General features: G+C 69.5%; 16 protein-coding genes and 1 pseudogene. 4 read left to right on the forward strand and 13 right to left on the reverse strand.

All coding sequences use genetic code 11. The features are described 5' to 3' along the window. A pseudogene (locus NX1_RS27775) lies at positions 1-293 on the reverse strand (hypothetical protein); the annotation flags it as partial. Positions 294-443: 150 nt separating this feature from the next. Beyond that, on the reverse strand, positions 444-833 hold the full coding sequence (locus NX1_RS36590) for a hypothetical protein (protein WP_068065511.1): 390 nt from the start codon (positions 831-833) through the stop codon (positions 444-446). 236 nt (positions 834-1069) lie between these two features. Between NX1_RS36590 and NX1_RS36595 the strand changes: the two genes are divergently transcribed. After that, positions 1070-1390: a hypothetical protein gene (locus NX1_RS36595; protein ID WP_068065514.1), complete on the forward strand. Its 321-nt coding sequence runs from the start codon at positions 1070-1072 to the stop codon at positions 1388-1390. A 122-nt stretch (positions 1391-1512) separates the two neighbouring features. On the opposite strand, the gene NX1_RS27790 is transcribed toward NX1_RS36595, so the two are convergent. The 8 genes from NX1_RS27790 to NX1_RS27825 form a co-directional block, all read right to left on the reverse strand. Beyond that, positions 1513-2400, reverse strand: a complete 888-nt coding sequence (locus NX1_RS27790) for a universal stress protein (protein WP_068065539.1) — start codon at positions 2398-2400, stop codon at positions 1513-1515. Positions 2401-2551: 151 nt separating this feature from the next. Continuing rightward, positions 2552-4690: an MMPL family transporter gene (locus NX1_RS27795; RefSeq protein WP_068065545.1), complete on the reverse strand. Its 2139-nt coding sequence runs from the start codon at positions 4688-4690 to the stop codon at positions 2552-2554. A gap of 97 nt (positions 4691-4787) precedes the next feature. Beyond that, the gene (locus NX1_RS27800; RefSeq protein WP_068065548.1) at positions 4788-5981 is read right to left on the reverse strand and encodes a peptide synthetase; all 1194 of its coding nucleotides are present in this window, start codon (positions 5979-5981) and stop codon (positions 4788-4790) included. 19 nt (positions 5982-6000) lie between these two features. Beyond that, the gene (locus NX1_RS27805; RefSeq protein ID WP_068065554.1) at positions 6001-7044 is read right to left on the reverse strand and encodes an NAD-dependent epimerase/dehydratase family protein; all 1044 of its coding nucleotides are present in this window, start codon (positions 7042-7044) and stop codon (positions 6001-6003) included. Beyond that, on the reverse strand, positions 7041-7367 hold the full coding sequence (locus NX1_RS27810; protein WP_068065557.1) for a hypothetical protein: 327 nt from the start codon (positions 7365-7367) through the stop codon (positions 7041-7043). Before NX1_RS27810 ends, NX1_RS27805 begins: the two co-directional genes overlap by 4 nt. Further along, a complete protein-coding gene (locus NX1_RS27815; protein WP_068065561.1) occupies positions 7364-9043 on the reverse strand; it encodes a fatty acid CoA ligase family protein in 1680 nt (559 codons plus the stop codon). The genes NX1_RS27810 and NX1_RS27815 overlap by 4 nt, the downstream gene beginning before the upstream one ends. Further along, positions 9040-9954 carry a beta-ketoacyl-[acyl-carrier-protein] synthase family protein gene (locus tag NX1_RS27820; RefSeq protein ID WP_068065564.1) on the reverse strand — a complete coding sequence of 305 codons (915 nt, stop codon included), beginning with the start codon at positions 9952-9954 and terminating at the stop codon, positions 9040-9042. Before NX1_RS27820 ends, NX1_RS27815 begins: the two co-directional genes overlap by 4 nt. A gap of 10 nt (positions 9955-9964) precedes the next feature. Further along, on the reverse strand, positions 9965-11014 hold the full coding sequence (locus NX1_RS27825) for a 3-oxoacyl-ACP synthase III family protein (RefSeq protein WP_068065566.1): 1050 nt from the start codon (positions 11012-11014) through the stop codon (positions 9965-9967). A gap of 675 nt (positions 11015-11689) precedes the next feature. Here NX1_RS27825 and NX1_RS27830 point away from each other — a divergent pair. Then, the gene (locus NX1_RS27830) at positions 11690-13189 is read left to right on the forward strand and encodes a flavin-containing monooxygenase (RefSeq protein WP_068065571.1); all 1500 of its coding nucleotides are present in this window, start codon (positions 11690-11692) and stop codon (positions 13187-13189) included. 103 nt (positions 13190-13292) lie between these two features. Here NX1_RS27830 and NX1_RS27835 read toward each other — a convergent pair whose 3' ends face one another. Together NX1_RS27835 and NX1_RS27840 are read right to left on the reverse strand one after the other, a co-directional pair. Beyond that, positions 13293-13952 carry a TetR/AcrR family transcriptional regulator gene (locus NX1_RS27835; RefSeq protein ID WP_068065575.1) on the reverse strand — a complete coding sequence of 220 codons (660 nt, stop codon included), beginning with the start codon at positions 13950-13952 and terminating at the stop codon, positions 13293-13295. Positions 13953-14005: 53 nt separating this feature from the next. Then, complete coding sequence (locus tag NX1_RS27840) at positions 14006-14707, reverse strand: TetR/AcrR family transcriptional regulator (RefSeq protein ID WP_068065579.1); 702 nt, start codon at positions 14705-14707, stop codon at positions 14006-14008. A gap of 145 nt (positions 14708-14852) precedes the next feature. Between NX1_RS27840 and NX1_RS27845 the strand changes: the two genes are divergently transcribed. Both NX1_RS27845 and NX1_RS27850 read left to right on the forward strand, forming a co-directional pair. After that, positions 14853-16427 (forward strand): succinic semialdehyde dehydrogenase, encoded by a 1575-nt coding sequence (locus tag NX1_RS27845; RefSeq protein WP_068065583.1) that lies wholly within the window; start codon positions 14853-14855, stop codon positions 16425-16427. 26 nt (positions 16428-16453) lie between these two features. After that, positions 16454-17284, forward strand: a complete 831-nt coding sequence (locus NX1_RS27850) for an SDR family NAD(P)-dependent oxidoreductase (RefSeq protein ID WP_068065587.1) — start codon at positions 16454-16456, stop codon at positions 17282-17284. Positions 17285-17321: 37 nt separating this feature from the next. Here NX1_RS27850 and NX1_RS27855 read toward each other — a convergent pair whose 3' ends face one another. Then, a complete protein-coding gene (locus NX1_RS27855; protein ID WP_068065692.1) occupies positions 17322-18122 on the reverse strand; it encodes a putative protein N(5)-glutamine methyltransferase in 801 nt (266 codons plus the stop codon). Positions 18123-18349 lie beyond the last annotated feature (227 nt).

Here is an 18349-nt window from a genome sequence, read left to right on the forward strand (position 1 = left end):
GGCGGAGGCACCGGCCTGCCGTCGGGGCCCAGCGGCGGCGGGCACGGCTTGCCGTCGGCGCCGATCGGCGGGGGCAGCGGCTTGCCGTCCGCGCCCAGCGGCGGAGGCAGCGGCTTGCCGTCCTCGCCGAGCGGGGGCGGCGGGCAGCCGTTGCCCGGGTGGCTCGGATCGTGGTCGAACTGCGCCGCGGGCAGGATGTGGGCGAGGGGTTCGGCCGTGACCGATCCCGCGGTGATCGCGCCGAATGCCGCGATCGCGGCGGAAGCGAGAAGGGTGGCCGTTCGAAGCCTCATGCGTCGTCCTGTCTCGAAAGATATTGTCTGTCATGGCATTGGACGTATCGCGGCGCGTCCGGTTCCCCGATGCGCACGGATGTGACCGGCATCACCGGATGCCGGTGGCGCAGAGCCGCCGCGATCAGTTGGTGACGGCGGACCGGGTTCTCACCCGGTGATCTCCCTGAGGCGCGCGGCGAATTCCGCGTCGGTGCGCTCGAAAGCGTCCCGGATGGCGCTGAAAAGTGCCTGGATCTCGGTGGCGACCGCGATGTACTCGGCGAGCGTGTCATAGGCGTTGTTGGGTCCGCCGAAAGCCTTCTCCCGGAACAACTTCACCAATTCGATCGCCGACCACAGGCGCGGATCGTCCTCCCCGAGCCCCCAGTGACCGAGATCGCCGATAGCCCGCGCGTCCTGCTGCGCGGCCGACAGCGCGGCGATCAGCTCCTGGCACGCGCGGTCCAGGTCGAGGAAGACCTGGGGTTCCAGCCGCACCTGTAGCGCACCGGCTTTCGCGTCCTCGATGAACGCCCCGAACGGGTTCGTCACGGCCATAGCGGTCGCCCCTTCCACTGGTTCCGTCGATGAATCAGACGCGCTGGCCCCGGAACCGGTTCCATCGAAACACCAATTCACCCCGGCACGTCCGGTACCTGTCCAGCAGGTCGATTCGGCGATGAATACGAACGCGCGCCCGGGGCGATCGGGAGCATCCCTGATGTCCCTGACTCGGTAGCCGTGCGCTCTCGAGTCCGACTCGATCTCCGCTCGATGCCTAGCCGTGCAGCCAGGTGATCCCGGCCTGCACGTGCTTTGTCTTCGCGACCTCCAGTGATGCTTCGGCTGGCTCTATTTGCCACGACGATCCGGCCGGTGCGCGCGAGCAGCCCAGCGAGCTGTCCTGTTCCGCAGCCGGCATCGAGCACCGCCCCGGCGCCCAACTCGTCGGCGATGCCGACGTAGAAACCCAGATCGTCGCGATCGCCTACGAACTCGTCGTAGATCAGCGCAAGGCGCGAATGAGCGAAGATCGCATCCGGCACCGATCGACCGTAACTATGCAGGTGCTGTCCGCACCACCGGTTTTCGCTGGCGGCCGTCAGGTTCACTGATCCAGCCAGTTGGCTACGCTGGCCGATTCCGACGTCGGCCAGACCAAGGGTTTCCAGATGGGATCGTCCCGTCCGTTCCGGCGTACGGGGCGCGTTGCGGTGAGCCGGGCCGCCGCGCCCCGTCAGTCCGCGTCGCGGGCGATGATGAGCGGGCAGTTTGCGGAGAGGACCAGGGATTGGCTGGTCGAGCCGAGCACCATGCTGCTGAATCCGCTGCGTCCACGGCTGCCGACCACCAGCAGTTGCGCGCGCTCGGAACGTTCGCGCAGCAGGCGTTCCGGCCGGTCTTTGACGACCTCGCGGTGGATGCGGACGCCGGGGAAGCGCTCCTGCCAGCCCGCCAGGCTTTCCGCGAGCACGTAACCCATCTCGGTGGCGATCGAGTCCGGCTCGAATCCGTAGCGTTCGGGCAGCTCGACGCCGGTCCAGACGTGCAGCGCGACGACGTCCACCCCGCGCGCCGCCGCCTCGGCCAGCGCGATGCCGACCGCGGGCTCGCTCACCTCGGTGCCGTCGACCCCGACGATCACCGGCCACGAACGCACCTGCGGCGAGAGGTCGATGCCTTCGCGCACGACCGCGACCGGACAGTGCGCGCGCCGCGCCAACGCCGAGCTGACCGAACCGAGCAGGGCCCGGCGCAGGCTGCCGCGTTCCCTGGTCCCTATCGCGATCATCCGGGCGCCCGCGGTGTGGTCGAGCAGGCTCGGGGTGGTCACCGCCTGCGCGAGCTCCGTGATGACCTCGACGCCGCCGAATTCCGCCGCCGCCTTCTCGGCCTGCCGGGTCGCCGCGTCGAGCAGCCTGCGGCCGTGGTCGGTGAGCCGCGCGTAGTCGGCGCTGGTGAGCGGTTCCGTTGCGCCGGGACCGTAGTCGGCCACCACGTCCACGATGTGGAGCAGGTGCAGCGGCGCCCGGTGCCGCGCGGCCGTCTGCGCTGCCCAGATCACAGCCGCCGTCGAGCCCGCGGAACCGTCGACGCCAACCAGGACCGCCGGATTCATCGCCATGACCGTCTCCTCTCGTGTGCCACGCGCTCGCTGCCCTCGAGAAAGCTTCGGTGGACTCGGCCACCTCCCGTGACGATACCCCGGGTGATCACCGGTCTTCCGGTGCCGAAGGTCGCGCCGACGACGACGCGCGCCGTTCGCCGAGCCACGTTCAGGAGGGGGTGGCCGCGGGCGCCTCCGCCTGCTCCTCGGCCTTCTCCAGGACGGTGGCGACGTGTCGCCGCGGACGGTTCGCCCCTGGCATCCACCAGTTGGCGCGGCCCATGAGCTGAACGAGCGCGGGCACGAGCAGCATCCGCACCAGGGTCGCGTCGATGACGAGGGCGACGATCATGCCGATACCGAGGAACCGCATCGGCGTCAGCGGCGAGAGCGTGAACGCGCCGGTGACCAGGACGAGCAGGACGGCGGCCGCCGTGATGACGCGCGCGGTCTTCACGGTGCCCGCGCGCACCGCCTCGGCGGTGTCCGCGCCGGCGTTGTGCGCCTCGACCATGCGCGAGAGCAGGAACACCTCGTAGTCGGTGGAGAGGCCGAAGACCACCGCGATGATCAGGACCATCATGCCCGCGGCGATCGGTCCGACGCTGACGCCGAGCGCGCCTGCCAGGTGTCCGTCGGCGAAGATCCAGGTGAGCACGCCGAACGTCGCGGCCAGGCTGAGGAAGGCCATCGCAACGGCCTTGAGCGGCAACACGATCGAGCGGAAGGCGGCCAGCAGCAGGCCGACGGTGGCGAGCACCATGGCCAGCACCATCAGCGGCATTCTCGCCACGATGGTATCGACGCTGTCCCTGGTGGCCGCGGTGTCGCCGCCGACCCGAATCACGGTGTCGGCCGGCGGCTCCAGTGCGCGAATGTCACGCACCGCGGCGGTCGCGGCCTCGCTGCGATCGGTGGCCGTCAGGAAGACGTGCAGCACCACGAAATCGTCGGCCCGCCCGACTTGGAGCACCGAGCGGACGCCGGACACCGAACCGAGCGCGCGCAGCGTCTCGTCGACCGCGGCCGCGTTGGGCACCGAGCCGTCCACTCCGCGTAGCACCGCGGTGACACCGCTGCTCGCGGCGGGGAAGTCGGCGGTGAGCCGGTCGACGGTGGCGCGCATCGCGTTGCCCTCGGGCAGCGCCCGGTGATCGATGTCGCCGAGCCGGATGCCGCCGAGCGGCGCGGCCAGCGCGAGCAGCACCGCGCCCACCGCGACGGTGACCGTGCCCGGCCTGCGCAGCACGGCGCCGACGACGCGGCCCCAGAACCGTTCGGTGCGCTCGTTCGCCGTTGCGCGGCCGATGCGCGGCCCGAACAGCGCGAGCATGGCGGGCAGCACGGTCAGCGACAGCGCTGCGGCCAGACCGACGGCGGCGATGGCGCCGAAACCCAAGGAGCGCAACACCGCCTGCGGGAAGACGAAGGTGCCGGCGAACGCGCAGATCAGCAGCAGCGCCGAGAACGCGACGGTGCGGCCCGCGGTCGCGCAGGTGCGTTCGATCGCCCTCGGCACGTCGTGCCCCTCGGCCATCTCCTCGCGGAACCGGTTGACCAGGAACAGTCCGTAGTCGATCGCCATGCCCAGCCCGAGTAGCGAGGCGATGTTGACCGCGAAGGTGCTCACCTCGGTGAACTCGCTGAGCACCCGGATGGCGCCCATCGCGCCCGCGACCGCGAGCATGCCGACCACCACCGGCAGCGAGGCCGCCACGGCGCCGCCGAACACCAGCACGAGCACCAGCAGGGTGACCGGCAGCGAGATCGACTCGGCCACCAGTAGATCCCGCTGCGACTGGGCGGTGATCTCGGTGGACAGCGCGCTGTAGCCGGACAGTTCGGTGTCGATGCCTGGAACGCGCAGCGCCGCTTCCAGTTTCGGATAGGCGGCGATGCGCTCGGTCTCGTCGCCCGCGGTGAACACCACCGCGAGCGCGTGGCGCCGGTCGGGAGAGCGCAGGAAGTTCGTGCGCGGCGGGACACTGTTCCAATAGCTTTCGACCGGCCGCGCCAGCAGCGCGGGGTCGATGGCGGCGATCGCCGCGCGCACGCGAGGCCCGATGTCCTCGAGTGTCTGGCCCTCGGGGGCCGTGTAGATCGCCACCACGTCGGGATTCTGCGGGCCGAAGTGCTCGGTGACGAGCTGGTCGACCAGTGCGGATTCGCTGTTCGGGTCGATGATGCCGCCCGCGCTGAGCCGCTCGGCGGCGCCCGCGCCGAACAGGCCGCACAACCCCATCACAACCACCGCGACACCGAGCACCGTGCGCGGTCGCGCCATCACGAACCGGGCCCACGCGATCATCGCGGACCTGCCCGATGGTCGTCCCCCGGAAAGTTCGGATAGGTTTCGCTCATCGGAAACTCCTGTGCCGCAGTGGTTGTGCCGTAGTTGTCCGGCGTCAGTGCGCCGGCGACGCCGCGAGTTCGCGTTCCAAGGTGCTCACCAGGCGGTCGAGCAGCGCCTCCAGCCGCTGCTCGACCCCCGCGCCGTTGCGGCAGGACACCGTGATCTCCAGCCGCCCGCCCGATTGCACGATGGCGAACAGCAGCGGCATCATCCCGCTGTGCTGGGGCAGCACCCGGATGGACGTCGGGGTGTAGCCGGGTACCGCCATCCCGTCCAGATCGAAGACGCCCACGTGAGTCACCGTGGCGGAGACCAGATTCCGGCCAAGGCGCGCGCCGACCCAGTTGCCCGCGCGCATCACCCCGCGCACCACCGCGGACGGGAGCGCCGTCAGCCCGCCGTTGTCCATCTGGTTGAGCTCACGGTTCTCCTTCAGGCCCGTGCGCAACTGGTCGTTCACGGTTTTCCAGTCGTCGCCGGGGGCGATGTCGAGGAAAAGCGGCAGCGCGAGGTTCGCGGTGGACCGCAGCGTGTGGTCGTGCCTGCGCAGGTCGACCGGAACCATGATGCGCGACTTCGTCTGCGCCGCCTCGGCGAGCACGGCGGCGACCCGCGCGAGGATGCCCTTGCCGGTCCCCTCGATCGTGCGGTGCCGCAGCAGCCAGGGCGACGCGGCCGGATCCTGCTTGCCGCGACCGGCCGCCGATTGGAAGGTCGGCAGCAGCACCGAGGGTTTGCCGGGTGCGCCGACGCGCGCGACCAGTTGGGCGTCGGCGACCGGGTCGGGCGCGCCGACCGGTTCGACGCCCCGCAGCGCGCGGAACACGTCGTCCACCCACATGCGCATGCCCATGCCGTCCATCACGCCGTGGAAGGCGCGGAAGACGATGGTCACCGGATCGGCGGTGAGCAGCAGGATTTCGCAGGTGCGGTCCGGCGTCGGGCCGATCGGGCTGTTGAGAACGGGGTCGTTCTCCAGCTCGGGGTAGGTCAGCGTGTGGCCGTCGACGACCCGCACGGTCGCCGCGACGCCGGTGTCCACCCAGTCGTCGCCGTCCCGGACGAGCCGGGAGCCGGGGATGGCCGCCGACGCGACGTCGACCGCGCGCTGGAGTTCGTCGGGGTCCAGCGTGCCCTCGCCGTGCACCGCCACCTGCATCAGGAACGGCGGGGCGAGCTCACGCGCGGCGAAGTACAGGCGCTCGGTCGGGGTGATGGGTCGGCGAAAGGTGGTGTCGCTGCTCATGATTGCCTCCGGGTCGGGGTCAGCGCAGATGTCTGGTGAGTTCGCGGACGCCCCCTTGGGTGTCGAGCCAGGCGAGGAAGCTCGCCAGCCCGGTCTCCCGATCCACGATCGGCTGGTAGCCGAAATCGCGGCTCGCCGCGCCGGTGTCATAGGTCGCCGAGCGGGTCATCAGCGCCACCGCGTAGCGCGACAGCGGCGGCGACCAGCGGGTGGCCACCGCCGGAATGTGCCAGACCGTCTCGATCACGGCCACCACCACGTCGAGCACCCGCCGGTTCGGCTGCCGCGTCGGCGGCTCGTAACCCAATTTCGCGGCGACCTGCCCGAGGAACTGCCACACGTTCGTTCGCTCGGCGTCGGCGATGAAATATGGTTTGCCGCCGATGGATTCGGAGGCCAGCGCCAAGATCGTCGCCTCGACGATGTTGTCGACGTGGCACAGCGAGGCATACACCTCGCGCCCGTACGACAGATCCGGCAGGCGGCCCTCGGCTACACGGTCGAGCAGCCGCACGATGGGGCCCGATCGGTCGCCCGCGCCCCAGATCGCCCTCGGTCGCAGCGCGCAGGTGGCGAAACCCGGTGCGTTCGCGGCGAGTACAGCCCGCTCGGCGGCGGCCTTGGTCTCCGAGTAGAGGTTCAGGTAGCGGCGCGGATAGGGGAGTGACTCGTCGACGTCGAGCAGGTCGCCGCCGTTGTAGTCCATCATCGCGCTGGGGCTGGAGATGAACACGAACCGCGACGCGCCGCCTCGCTTGGCCGCGTCGAGCAGCCGCTGGGTGGCGCGGACGTTCTCCTCCCAGAACTGCTCGCGGGTGCCGCGTTCGTCGACGCGCGCGGCACTGTGCACGACCGCGTCGATTCCGCCGGTCGCCTCGACCAGCGACGGCGCGTCGGTGAGATCGCCGTAGACGATCTCGACCCGCTCGCGCGCGTCACCCAGATCCGTCAGATTGCTGGTGCGCCGCACCAGGATTCGCACGTCGTGCGCGCCGTCGGCGACCAGCCTGCGCACGAGCGCGCCGCCGAGGAAGCCCGAGGCCCCGGTAACGAGAATCTTCATCGCTGTGCCTCTCGATGATCGGTGGGTGTGCCGTCGCCGGTCGCCTCGGCCCTGCCGGAGCCGAGCCGATCCCCGTACCAGGTCAGGCCGAAGATTTGGGTGAGCACCGCGGTCTTCAGCGGCGAATGCCCCGCTCCCCGCGTGGCGCGCAGCGCGACCGGGATCTGGGCCGCGTGCACCACCACGCTGAGAAACGCGTCGATCCACCACACGGCGCGCAGCCATCGGTTGCGCGGTGCCCGTCCGGCGAGCGCCGCGACGAGACCGGCCGCGAGATAGAGCCAGCCGAGAATCGGAATCGCCCGCAGCGCAGTCGTTTTCATCGCCGCTCCTCGGCTTTCAGCTGCTTGCCCGCCCATACCGCGAGCTGTTCGCGGCCGATCTTGGCGTTGTGCCTGATGTCCACCGGGAACTTGGGGTGTATCAGGACATCGGTGATCTGCTTGGTGAGCTCGTATTCGGTGGCCCGGGTGCGCAGCTTCATCTCGGCGGCGGTGCGATCCATGCCCGGCTTCAGCTCGACGCACAGCACGGGCCGCTGCGCGCCCTTCGGGCCGACGCCGACCAGCGCCGTGCGCGCCACGCCGGGCACCGTGTTGAAGATCTGCTCGAGCTGCACGGTGAACATCGGCCCGTCCGCGGTGACCACCCGCTGACTCTTGCGCCCGCAGAACCAGATTCGGCCCTGTTCGTCGATCCAGGCCAAATCGCCGGTACGGTGCCAGATCCGGTCGCCGTCGACGATCTTGCCCTGGTGATTGGCCTCGTCGGGCCAGTAGTACCTGGTGCTCACGTTCGGGCCCGAGACGACGAGTTCGCCAACGCCCCTGGTCTTCTCCAGCTCGCCCGCCAGCTCCTCGGCGCGCGCCCAGGTCGGGATCGGCGCGTCGGTGATGGCCACCAAGCGGGCCTCGACCGGGTCCGAGGGCCGTCCGATACAAGTGCCGTCGCCCTGATGCGCCCTGGCCACCAGACCGCCGAGCAGTTCCCGGGATTCGATGGTGGACATGGGCAGCGCCTCGGTGGAGCCGTAGCCCGCGAAGATCTGCACGTCCTCGTTCAGCACCTCGCGCAGCCCGGCGATGCACCAGTCCGGCACCGGCGCGCCGCCGGAGTAGATGCTGGCGAGGGTGGGCAGCGCCGTCGGGTGCTGCTCCAAATGGCGCAGCAGCGGGATCAGCACCGCGGGGGAGGCGAACATGGTCCGCACGCCGAACTTGCCGATGGCGTCCACCACGTGCGCCGGGTCCGTCGAACCGACCTGGCTGGGAATCAGCGGCGGCAGCACGCAGCGCGCGCCGAGCAGCAGATCGAGCACGCCTACCAGCGGCAGCGTGATCAGCGAGGTATCAGGGGGAACGTTTCCGCGCGCGGTGTCGACCTGCTCCACCATCGCGGCGAGGTTGCCGTGGCTGAGCTGCACCGCCTTGGCCGGGCCGGTGCTTCCGGTGGTGAAGGCGATGATCAACAGACTGTCCGGGTCGGCGGGTGCGCGTTCCGGCGCGGGGCGCTGCGGGCGGCGGGCCCAGTCCTGCAACCGCTCACCGCGCCAGAACCACTGCTTGCCGACGGTGACCGCGGTGCGCACGCGGCGGAAGCTGCGGGGAAACAGGACGCGAAGGGCGTGCGCCTGCGGGATGCCGATGAACGCCTCGGCGTCCACCGCCCGCAGGCAGCGCAGCATCTTGCGCACGCCCATGCCCGGGTCGATGACCACGGGCGCGGCGCCGATCTTCAACAACGCGAACATGATCGCGTAGAGCTCGGGGCTCGGCAGCACCAGCACGATGGTGCGGGTGCCGGTCCCGACGCCGTGGGCGGTGAGCCGTTCGGCGATCGCGTCCGACCATTCGTCGAGTTCGCGATAGGTGAGATGCCGGTAGGCCGGCAGGCCATCGGGATTCTGCCCCTCGGGGTAGATCACCGCTTGGCGGTCCGGTTCCGTGCGCGCGAACGCACGGAACCGGTCGATGGCCTGCCAGTAAGTCCCTGCGGTCACGCGGGCGCCCCGACGAGGTCAGGGAGCCGGTACAGCACCGCCGCCGCCGTCGGGCCCGCGCCCGCCGCGACGAACAGCACCCGCGTGTGCGAGCCGAACGAATCCTGCGCCACGGCACGGTCGTAGGCCAGCGGCAGCGCGGCGGTGTGCGGGTCACCGTCGGACAGGTCCGGGGTGCGCACCGAATCCCGCGCGATGCCGAGCGCGTCCGCCAGCCGCAGCGGGAATTCCTCGCTCGGCGTGGAGGCGATGAGCGCCGTGGCGGCGAGATCGACGTCGCCTGCCTCGGCAAGCGCCGCGCGGGCGGTCTCCAGCGCGACCTCGAAGAGGCGGTCCTCGAAGCTCGCTTCGCGCTCGATCGTCATCAGGCCGCGGCCGACGGTGCCCATGGTGGCGGTGTCGACGTAGGCCTCGATGGCAGGCGTGCCATCGGCGGTCGCGACGTGCACGCGGCCGAAGCCCTCTGGCTCGTCGGTGCGCTCCAGCAACAATGCGGCACCCGCTGTGGCGTAGGGGAATTCGTCGTCGGCGATCGCGCGGGTCAGCGACGGGTGGGTGTCGCCGGAGACGATCAGCACGTGCTCGGCGCTGCCGGTCTCCAAGATGGCGGTGCCGACCTGCACCGCGTTGAGCACGCCGACCGCGCCGTTCATCAGGTCGAACGAGAACGAGGTTCGATCGTCCTTTTGGTACTCGAGGCCGATGCCCGCCGCCTTCTGGATCAGCGCGGACACCGCGGGTTCCACGGTGTTCGAGTCGCGGTGCACGCCCGCGTTGATCAGCACGCCGACCTGCTCGGGCTGGATGCCCGCGCGGTCCATCGCGCGCCGCGCGGCGCGGCCGCTGTGCGCGACGATGCTGTGGGTGTCGCCCGCCCGGCTGATTCCGGTGGACTTGATACGCACGCCCATGTCGATTACCTCAGACCTTCAGGGAGGAGATGGTGGTGGACAGGAAGCCGGTCACGACGCCGGAAGCGGCCGGGATCATCAGCAGTTTCGATCCCGCCGGGATGTTCTGATCGCTGAGCTGATCGTGCAGCACGATGAAATGCGAAGTGGTGGAGGTGTTTCCGTACTTGTGGATGACGTTGAGGTCCGGCGGCATCGGCGAGCCGAACTCGCGGGCCGCGATCGCGTTGGCGTAGGGAACCGCCGCGGCGCCGAACTGGTGGTGGATGATGTAGTCGAACTCCTCGTCGGCGAAGGTCTTGCCCTGCGCCTCCAAGTAGCTGCCCTGGGTGTTCGGCCACAGCATGAACCGGGCCTCGTTGTGCATCTTGCGGTTGTCGGTGTAGAGCGCGACGCCCTGGGTCCGCCCGCTCGGCATGCCGAGGCACAGGTGCGAGTGCTCCGAGGCCGTCATCATCTCGATGTAATGGATCTTGTCGGCGTCGTCGACCGCCTCGTCCAGCACGATCGCGCAGCCCGAATCGCCCACCGAGAGCGAGGCGAACTGGAGATCATATTTCTCGGAAATCTCGTTCACCGCGGTTTCGGAGATCGGAGTAATTGCTTCACCGCTGACCACCATGCCGTTCCGGACGATGCCCGCGCGGATCATCCGGTCCAGGATGTAGGTGCCGGAGAGCATTCCGGCGCACGCATTCGAAATATCGAATGTGATCGCCTTTCGAGCGCCGATGTGTTTGGCGATCGACGAGGCGAAAGCAGGCTCCATGTACATCCTTGTGCCGTGCTTGCTGCGCGTGATCGAGCTGGAGATGATCACGTCGAGCTCGGCGGCGGAGTACCTTGACCTGGACAGACAGTCTTCGGCGGCCTTGATGGCGAGCGCAAAGGAATCCTCGTAACTTTCCGGCCGCGTATCGTGCACCCGGCGTTCCTTGATTCCTGTGATTCGCTCGAGATCGAACGACGGCGGCACCTTGAGCCGCGCGATCAAGTCCTCGGTGGTGACGATATTCGAGGGCAGATATGCGCCGATGGATTCGAAGCGAGAATGCGACACGTGAGCTCCTGGAAATCGTTGACAGATACGGTTCCGGATCTTCTCTGATCGTCGGTGCGTCGGAACACTACCGGACAGTAACTAGAAATGGGTACGGTCCGAAATCGACTCTCCTTCTGAGACAGTGGGTGTGGGAGGGTATCTGTCTCGTGCGGTATCACTAACTGGACACCCCCCGGCTATGGCCGCTCGCTATGGTGGCCGGTAGGGGGCACTTCACCGTCCTGACACCCGTTTTGCGAGCTTGCTGAGCGGCGCGGGCGCTCGGCGGCGCGGACCGGCCTCGTTGTGAGCGCGAACAATTGGCTAACAGAGGTTCGAAATAGCTGAGCAGCTGTACGATCTGGTACCGCCAACCCTTCTGTGAGTGACCTCACTCGGCCGCGTCGGCTTGCGAACCGGTCGGTATCGATAGGTGGTTGCCCGACCCGCGTTCTCGGCAATGTCGTTGCGGCCGAGCCGAACCGGTCGGCCGCCGATTTCCGGCCCGCTCGCGCTCGGCTCGGTTCCGGGTCGACGGCCGGGAGAGCATCGAATCGGCGGCTGGGTGTACCTGCGCCGTTGCTCCGGCTCCGCAACGGGCCGTCGACGGGCCGTGCCCACCGCGCGATTAGGCTTCGGGTTATCGCGGATGCGGCGCCGCACCCGTCCGCAGGAGACCGGAGGAGCAGTGTGATGACGACCGAGACCGAGCACGTCGACGTGCTCATCGTCGGTGCCGGATTGTCCGGCATCGGCGCGGCGTACCACGTGCGGCAGGCCTTTCCCGGACGCAGTTTCGCCGTGCTGGAGAGCCGCGCGGCCCTCGGCGGCACCTGGGACCTGTTCCGCTACCCCGGAATTCGCTCGGACTCGGACATGTACACCCTCGGCTACCGCTTCCGCCCCTGGCTCGGGGAGAAGGCGATCGCCGACGGTCACACGATCCTCGATTACCTGCGCGACACCGCGAGGGAGAACGGGATCGACGAACACATCCGCTACAACCAGCGCGTGGTGCGCGCCGAATGGTCGTCCTCGGACAATCGGTGGACCGTGCGCGCCGAACGGACGGACACGGGTGAAGTGGTCACGCTGACCACCGATTTCCTGTGGTGCTGCTCGGGCTACTACCGGTACGACGAGGGCTACAAGCCCGACTTCGCGGGCACCGAGCGCTTCGCCGGTCCGATCATCCACCCGCAGCACTGGCCGGACGAACTGGACGTCGCGGGCAAGCACGTGGTGATCGTCGGCAGTGGCGCCACCGCCGTCACGCTCGGGCCCGCGCTCACCGCGCAGGGCGCGCACGTCACCATGTTGCAGCGTTCACCCGGCTACATCATCTCCGCGCCGGAACGCGACGATCTGGCCCACCGGGCGCGAAAGTGGTTGCCCGCCAAGGCCGCCTACGCGGTCGCGCGCGCCAAGAACGTGGCCGTCGCGACCGCCGTCTATCAGCTGAGTCAGCGCTACCCGGAGCGTATGCGGGCGCGCATCCGCGGATGGCAACAGCGCTGGCTGCCGCCGGGCTACGACATCGACACCCACTTCACGCCGAAGTACAACCCGTGGGATCAGCGGCTGTGCCTCGCGCCGAACGGCGACTTCTTCCGCGCCATCCGCAAAGGCGAGCTCGACATCGTCACCGATCGCATCGAGACCTTCACCGAGCGCGGTCTCGCGCTGGCCTCCGGCGGCCGGCTCGACGCCGACATCGTCATCACCGCAACGGGTTTGAACCTGCTCGCGTTCGGCGGCATGGAACTCGTCGTGGACGGGAAGCCGGTCGATATGGCCGATCACCTCGCCTACAAGGCGATGATGCTCTCCGGTGTGCCGAACTTCGCCTTCGTGATCGGCTACACGAACGCGTCGTGGACGCTCAAGGCGGATCTGGTCAGCGAATACGTGGTGCGCCTGCTGCGGCATATGGACGCGCACGGCTACGCCCGCTGCATGCCGGTACGTGACCCCTCGGTCGGCAAGGCGCCGCTGTTCACCAATTTCATGCCCGGCTACGTGCTGCGCGCCGCCACCATGTTCCCGATGCAGGGCGATCGCGCGCCCTGGGCGCTGCACATGAACTACGTGCGCGATCTGATCACGTTGCGCCACGGCACGATCACCGGCGCCATGCGATTCGAACGCGCCGCGCGCCGGGAACCGGTGGCCGCCGGAGAGCGGCGCGCTTAACTCGTCCGTACGTCGCGACGTGCCGAGGTGCGATCGACGGCCGCTGCCGGAGGTAGCCGGTCCGTACAACTGTGTGTTGCCGCGGCGCCGGGCGGAGGTACGTTCAGCTCGCGTCCGAGGACCTGACCAGCGCGACGGCGGTGAGCAGGCGGGCGGCGTGCTCGTCGAACCGTTCGCGCGGGACGTCGATCGCGCCGTTCAACCACGGCCGGTACAGGTAGGCCAGCGCGCCGAAGATCGCGTTCGCGTTGAGCACGCTGTCGAGGTGATCGGGGCCGGGTTCGCGGTAGTCGCCCGCGCCGATGGTCATGGCGATGGGCGCGGTGAACAACTCGATGAGCTCGTCGCCGCGCTGCGAGAGCACGGGAGTGGCCTGCGACTCCACGAACATGATTCGGCCGCGGCGCGGATCCTCGGTCAGATAGTCGGTGAAGGCGGCCACGACGTGGCGGAACATCGCCTCGCGTTCGAAAGGCGCCTCGGTCAGCGCGTCGAGCAGGTGGTCGCGCGCGCCGACGACCACGGTCTCCAGCACGGTGATCAGCAGCGCTTCCAGATTCGGGAAGCTCTCGTAGAAATAGCGCTCGGTCAGGCCTGCCTGCCTGCACACCCCGCGCATCGAGATCTCGGCCGCGCCGACGGTCGCCATCAGCTCGGTGGCCGCCTCGACGAGTTGTGTTCGGCGCGTGGCGATCCGCTCGGCGGGGGCCAGGCCACGCCAGTTGCGCATACGGGCGAAGGATTCGTCGGAATCGGCGACCATCCCCCGATCCTCTCATGCCCGAATCGGCCCCGGAGGGGGTCGAGTGGCGGCGTTCAGCCCGCCTCGGGCGAGCGGGGCGCCTCCGGGAAGAGATTCGGGATGTCCAGGGCGTATTCGATGTCGGCGCGGGTGCCGAGGGTGGTCAGCAGGACGCGGATCATGGTGAGCCGCGCGGCGTCGACGGTCGCGGCGTCGGGTTCGGCGCCGGGCGCGGCGCCCGCGGAGATGCGATAGACGACGTACTCGCAGACGTGCAGCGCTGCGTCCAGGTCGAGCGGGGAAGGGACAGGGCGGCCCAGCTCGGCGAACGTCTCGCGGACGGTGGCGCGGATGTCGTCGAGGGCCCGCTCGCGATACGCGGAGACGGGCGAGGCCGGATCGTGCAGCTCGGCGAACAGCGGGCGCAGCATCGCGCCGTGGCCGCGCGCCCACCCCAGGTAGGCGTCGATGAGCCGGATGCCGAGTTCCACGGGCTTATCGGTGCCGGTGAGCGCGGCGCGGATGCCGCCGACCAGGCATTCGTTGGAGGCGGCCAGCAGCACGTGCAGCGGTTCGGCGGCGTTGCCGAAGTACCGGTAGAACGTCGGCCGCGCCAGCCCGGCCTGCTCGATGATCTGCGCGACGCTCAGGCCGCGAGAGCCGTTGCGGGTGAACACTTCCGCCGTGGCCAGCACGATTCTGGCCTTGACCTCCTCGGCCTGCTCCCTGGTCTGCGGCGGGCGGCCGCGGCGCGTCGTCGTCGCGTCACTGGACATGGTGAGACCTCACAGCCGGATTGGGGCATGTCTGTGCTGCACAACGGAGAGCTTGACACGGGACATGTCACGAGGATTAATCTAACACCACTGTTCAGGAAATGTTCTGGACGCGCACCCGAACCGTCCTTCGAGAGGTCCGCCCATGACGACCGTCGCCAAGCTGCCCGCCGAAGCCGCCGCACTGCCCGCCGGCCTGGTCCGGCCGCTGCTCGAGCACGCCGTCGCGGGCGGCGCGCCCGCGGTCGAGGTGTTCGCGCCCGCCACCGGGCGGCTCGTCACCGAACTGCCCCAGTCGTCCCCCGCCGACATCGAGCGCGCCTTCGCCACGGCGCGGGCCGCACAGCGCGAATGGGCGCGCCGCCCGGTGCGCGAGCGGGCCGCCGTGCTGCGCCGTTTCCACGACATCGTGCTCGCCGAGCAGGACGCCATCCTCGACATCGTGCAGACCGAGACCGGCAAGTCTCGCGCGCACGCCTTCGACGAGGTCGGCGACGTGGCGGTGAACGCCAGGTACTACGCCTCGGTCGCCGAGAAGCTGCTCGCCACCCGCAAGCCGCGCGGCGTGCTGCCCTTCCTCACCCAGGTGGACGTCCGCAACCGGCCCAAGGGCGTCGTCGCGGTGATCTCCCCGTGGAACTATCCGCTCGCCCTGGCCGCCTCGGACGCTCTGCCCGCGCTCGTCGCGGGCAACGCCGTGGTCGCGCGGCCCGACAACCAGACCGCGCTCACCGCGCTGTGGGCTATCGATGCCGCCGTGCGCGCCGGGCTGCCGCGCGGACTGTGGCAGGCGGTGCTCGGCCGCGGTTCGGTGATCGGCGGCGAGGTCATCGGACGCGCCGACTACGTCGACTACACCGGCTCCAGCGCCACCGGTCGCACCATCGCGCAGCAGGCGGGCGAACTGCTGATCGGCTACTCGCTTGAACTGGGCGGCAAGAACCCGCTGCTGGTGCTCGCCGACGCCGACGTGTCGCGCGCCGCCAAGATCGCCATCCGCGCCTGCTTCGCCTCGGCGGGGCAGCTGTGCGAATCCATGGAGCGCATCTACGTGCACGAGGCGGTCTACGACCGGTTCGTCACCGAATTCGTCGCCAATGTGCGCGCGATCGAGTTGGGCGCAGAGCTGAACTACGGCAGCGACATGGGCTCGCTGACCTTCCAGCGCCAGTTGGACACCGTGCGCGCGCACGTCGACGACGCGGTGGCCAAAGGCGCGACGGTGCTCGCGGGCGGCCGCGCGCGACCCGATCTCGGGCCCTTCTTCTACGAGCCGACGGTGCTCGCCGACGTGCGGCCCGGCATGACGGTCTATCGCGAGGAGACCTTCGGCCCGGTGGTCTCGATCTATCGCGTCGCCAGCGACGAGAAGGCGATCGAGGCCGCCAACGACACGGCTTACGGACTCAACGCCAGCGTGTGGACCAAGGACGTGCGCCGTGGCCGCGAGGTCGCCGCCCGCATCAACGCGGGCTCGGTGAACGTCAACGAGGGCTTCATCGCCGCGTGGGGCAGCGCCGACGCGCCGTCCGGCGGCCTCGGCATCTCCGGCACCGGCCGGCGGCACGGGCCGGAGGGCCTGCTCAAGTACACCGACACCCAGACCATCGCGGTGCAGCGGGTGCTGCCGATCGCGCCGCTGCCGGGGATGTCGGAGGAGCTGTGGGCCAAGACGATGACGCTCTACTTCAACGTCATGAAGACGCTGCGCCAGAAGTGAAGACCGAACGCAGGGATAGGGAACGGATGAGACTGGACACGGTTGCGGGCAAGAAGGTCCTCGTGACGGGCGCTGCCATGGGGCTGGGCAAGCTGTTCGCCGAGCGCGCGGTGCGCGAGGGCGCCGCGGCGGTGGTGCTGTGGGACGTCAACGAGGTCGCGCTGAAGGGCACCGCGGTCGAACTGGCGGGCCGCGGGGCGCGGATCCACGAGTTCGTGGTCGACGTGTCCGACCGCGACGCCATCGCCGCCGCCGCGGCCGCGGTGCGCGACGAGGTCGGCGACATCGACATCCTGGTGAACAACGCGGGCATCGTGCGCGGCAACACCTACTTCTGGGAAACCGAGAACCGCGCCGACATCGACAAGACCATGGCGATCAACTCGCTCGCGCCGATGTACATCACGCTCGAATTCCTGCCCGCGATGGTGCACGGCGCGGGTGAGGCGCGGGTGCTGAACATCGCCTCCTCGGCGGGCCTGGTGGCCAACCCGCGTATGTCGGTCTACGCCGCGTCCAAGTGGGCGGCGCTCGGCTGGTCCGACTCGGTGCGCCTGGAACTGGAGCAGGCGGGCCACGACCACGTCAAGGTCACCACCGTGTGCCCGACCTACATCAACACTGGAATGTTCGACGGCGCAAAGGGTTTCTGGCTCACCCCGATCCTTCAGCAGGACGACGTCGTCGACACCTCGTGGAAAGAGATGAAGCAGGGCAACCCGCTGGTCGTCCTCCCGTGGACCTCCCGCCTCAACCGGGCGCTGTCCGGCATCCTGCCGCTCAAGCTCCGCGACCTCTTCCTCGACACGGTCGGCGTCTACCACTCCATGGACGATTTCACCGGGCGCAAGAAGTAACCGGCCGCCGCGGCGTCCGCCCTCGGCAGCGCGGTGGTCAGGGGTGGGCGCCGACGACGACGGTGGCGTAGTACTCCTCGGACTCCGCGACGCGGGCGGTGAGGCCGTGCGCCCGGAGTATCTCGGCGGCGACGATCGCCTGTTCCGGACTCGATTCGACCAGCAGATGCCCGCCGGGCGCGAGCCACTCGGACGCTTCGGCGGCGACGCGGCGGAAGACGTCCAGTCCGTCGGCGCCGCCGTCGAGCGCCGTGCGCGGCTCGTGATCGCGCGCTTCGGGCGGCATGCCCGCGATGTGGCCGGACGGTACGTACGGGGTGTTGGCGAGCAGAATGTCGACGCGACCGCGCAGGTCGCCGGGGAGCGGTTCGAACAGGTCGCCCTGGTAGACGGCAGCGCCGAGCGGATCGAGATTCCGGTGCGCGCACGCGACGGCGGCGGGTTCGATATCGGCGGCGGCGAGTTCGACGGTCCTTCCCTCGGCGAGGAGCGCGGTGGCCAGCGCCAGCCCCAACGCCCCGGAGCCGCAGCACAGGTCGACCACCACGGGCGCCGACTCGACCGTTCCCGCGATCGCGAGCGCCTCCTCGACCAGGAAGACCGTGCGCTGCCGCGGCACGAACACTCCCGGCCCGACGGCGACCCGCAGCCCGCGGAACTCCGCCCACCCCAGCAGGTGCTCCAACGGCGTCCCGGAAACCCGTTGCGCGACAAGACCGTCGAGATCGCTGCCGGTCTCGGCCGCCGCGCCGATCAACAGGCGCGCCTCCTCCTCGGCGAACACGCACCCCGCCACCCGCAACTGCGCCGCCACCTCGGCGACCTCCACACTCGACACCCGGCCATCCTGCACCAGGCGGCCCGCCGTCGGCCAGCCGATATCACGACCTCCGACGGATGTGAACGCGCTGGCAACCGACGCGTCGTACGACCAGCGGCTCGTCATCGCCGCGCAGCAGCAGCGTGGGAGCGCCGACCCGATCGATGGCATGCGGGCCGGTTCCGGTCGGTATACCGGTCGCACAGCGCATCCGCAGCCACGTCACATCCGAGGATGCGCCCCGT

This window comes from Nocardia xishanensis NBRC 101358, assembly GCF_001613365.1.
Lineage (GTDB): Bacteria > Actinomycetota > Actinomycetes > Mycobacteriales > Mycobacteriaceae > Nocardia > Nocardia xishanensis.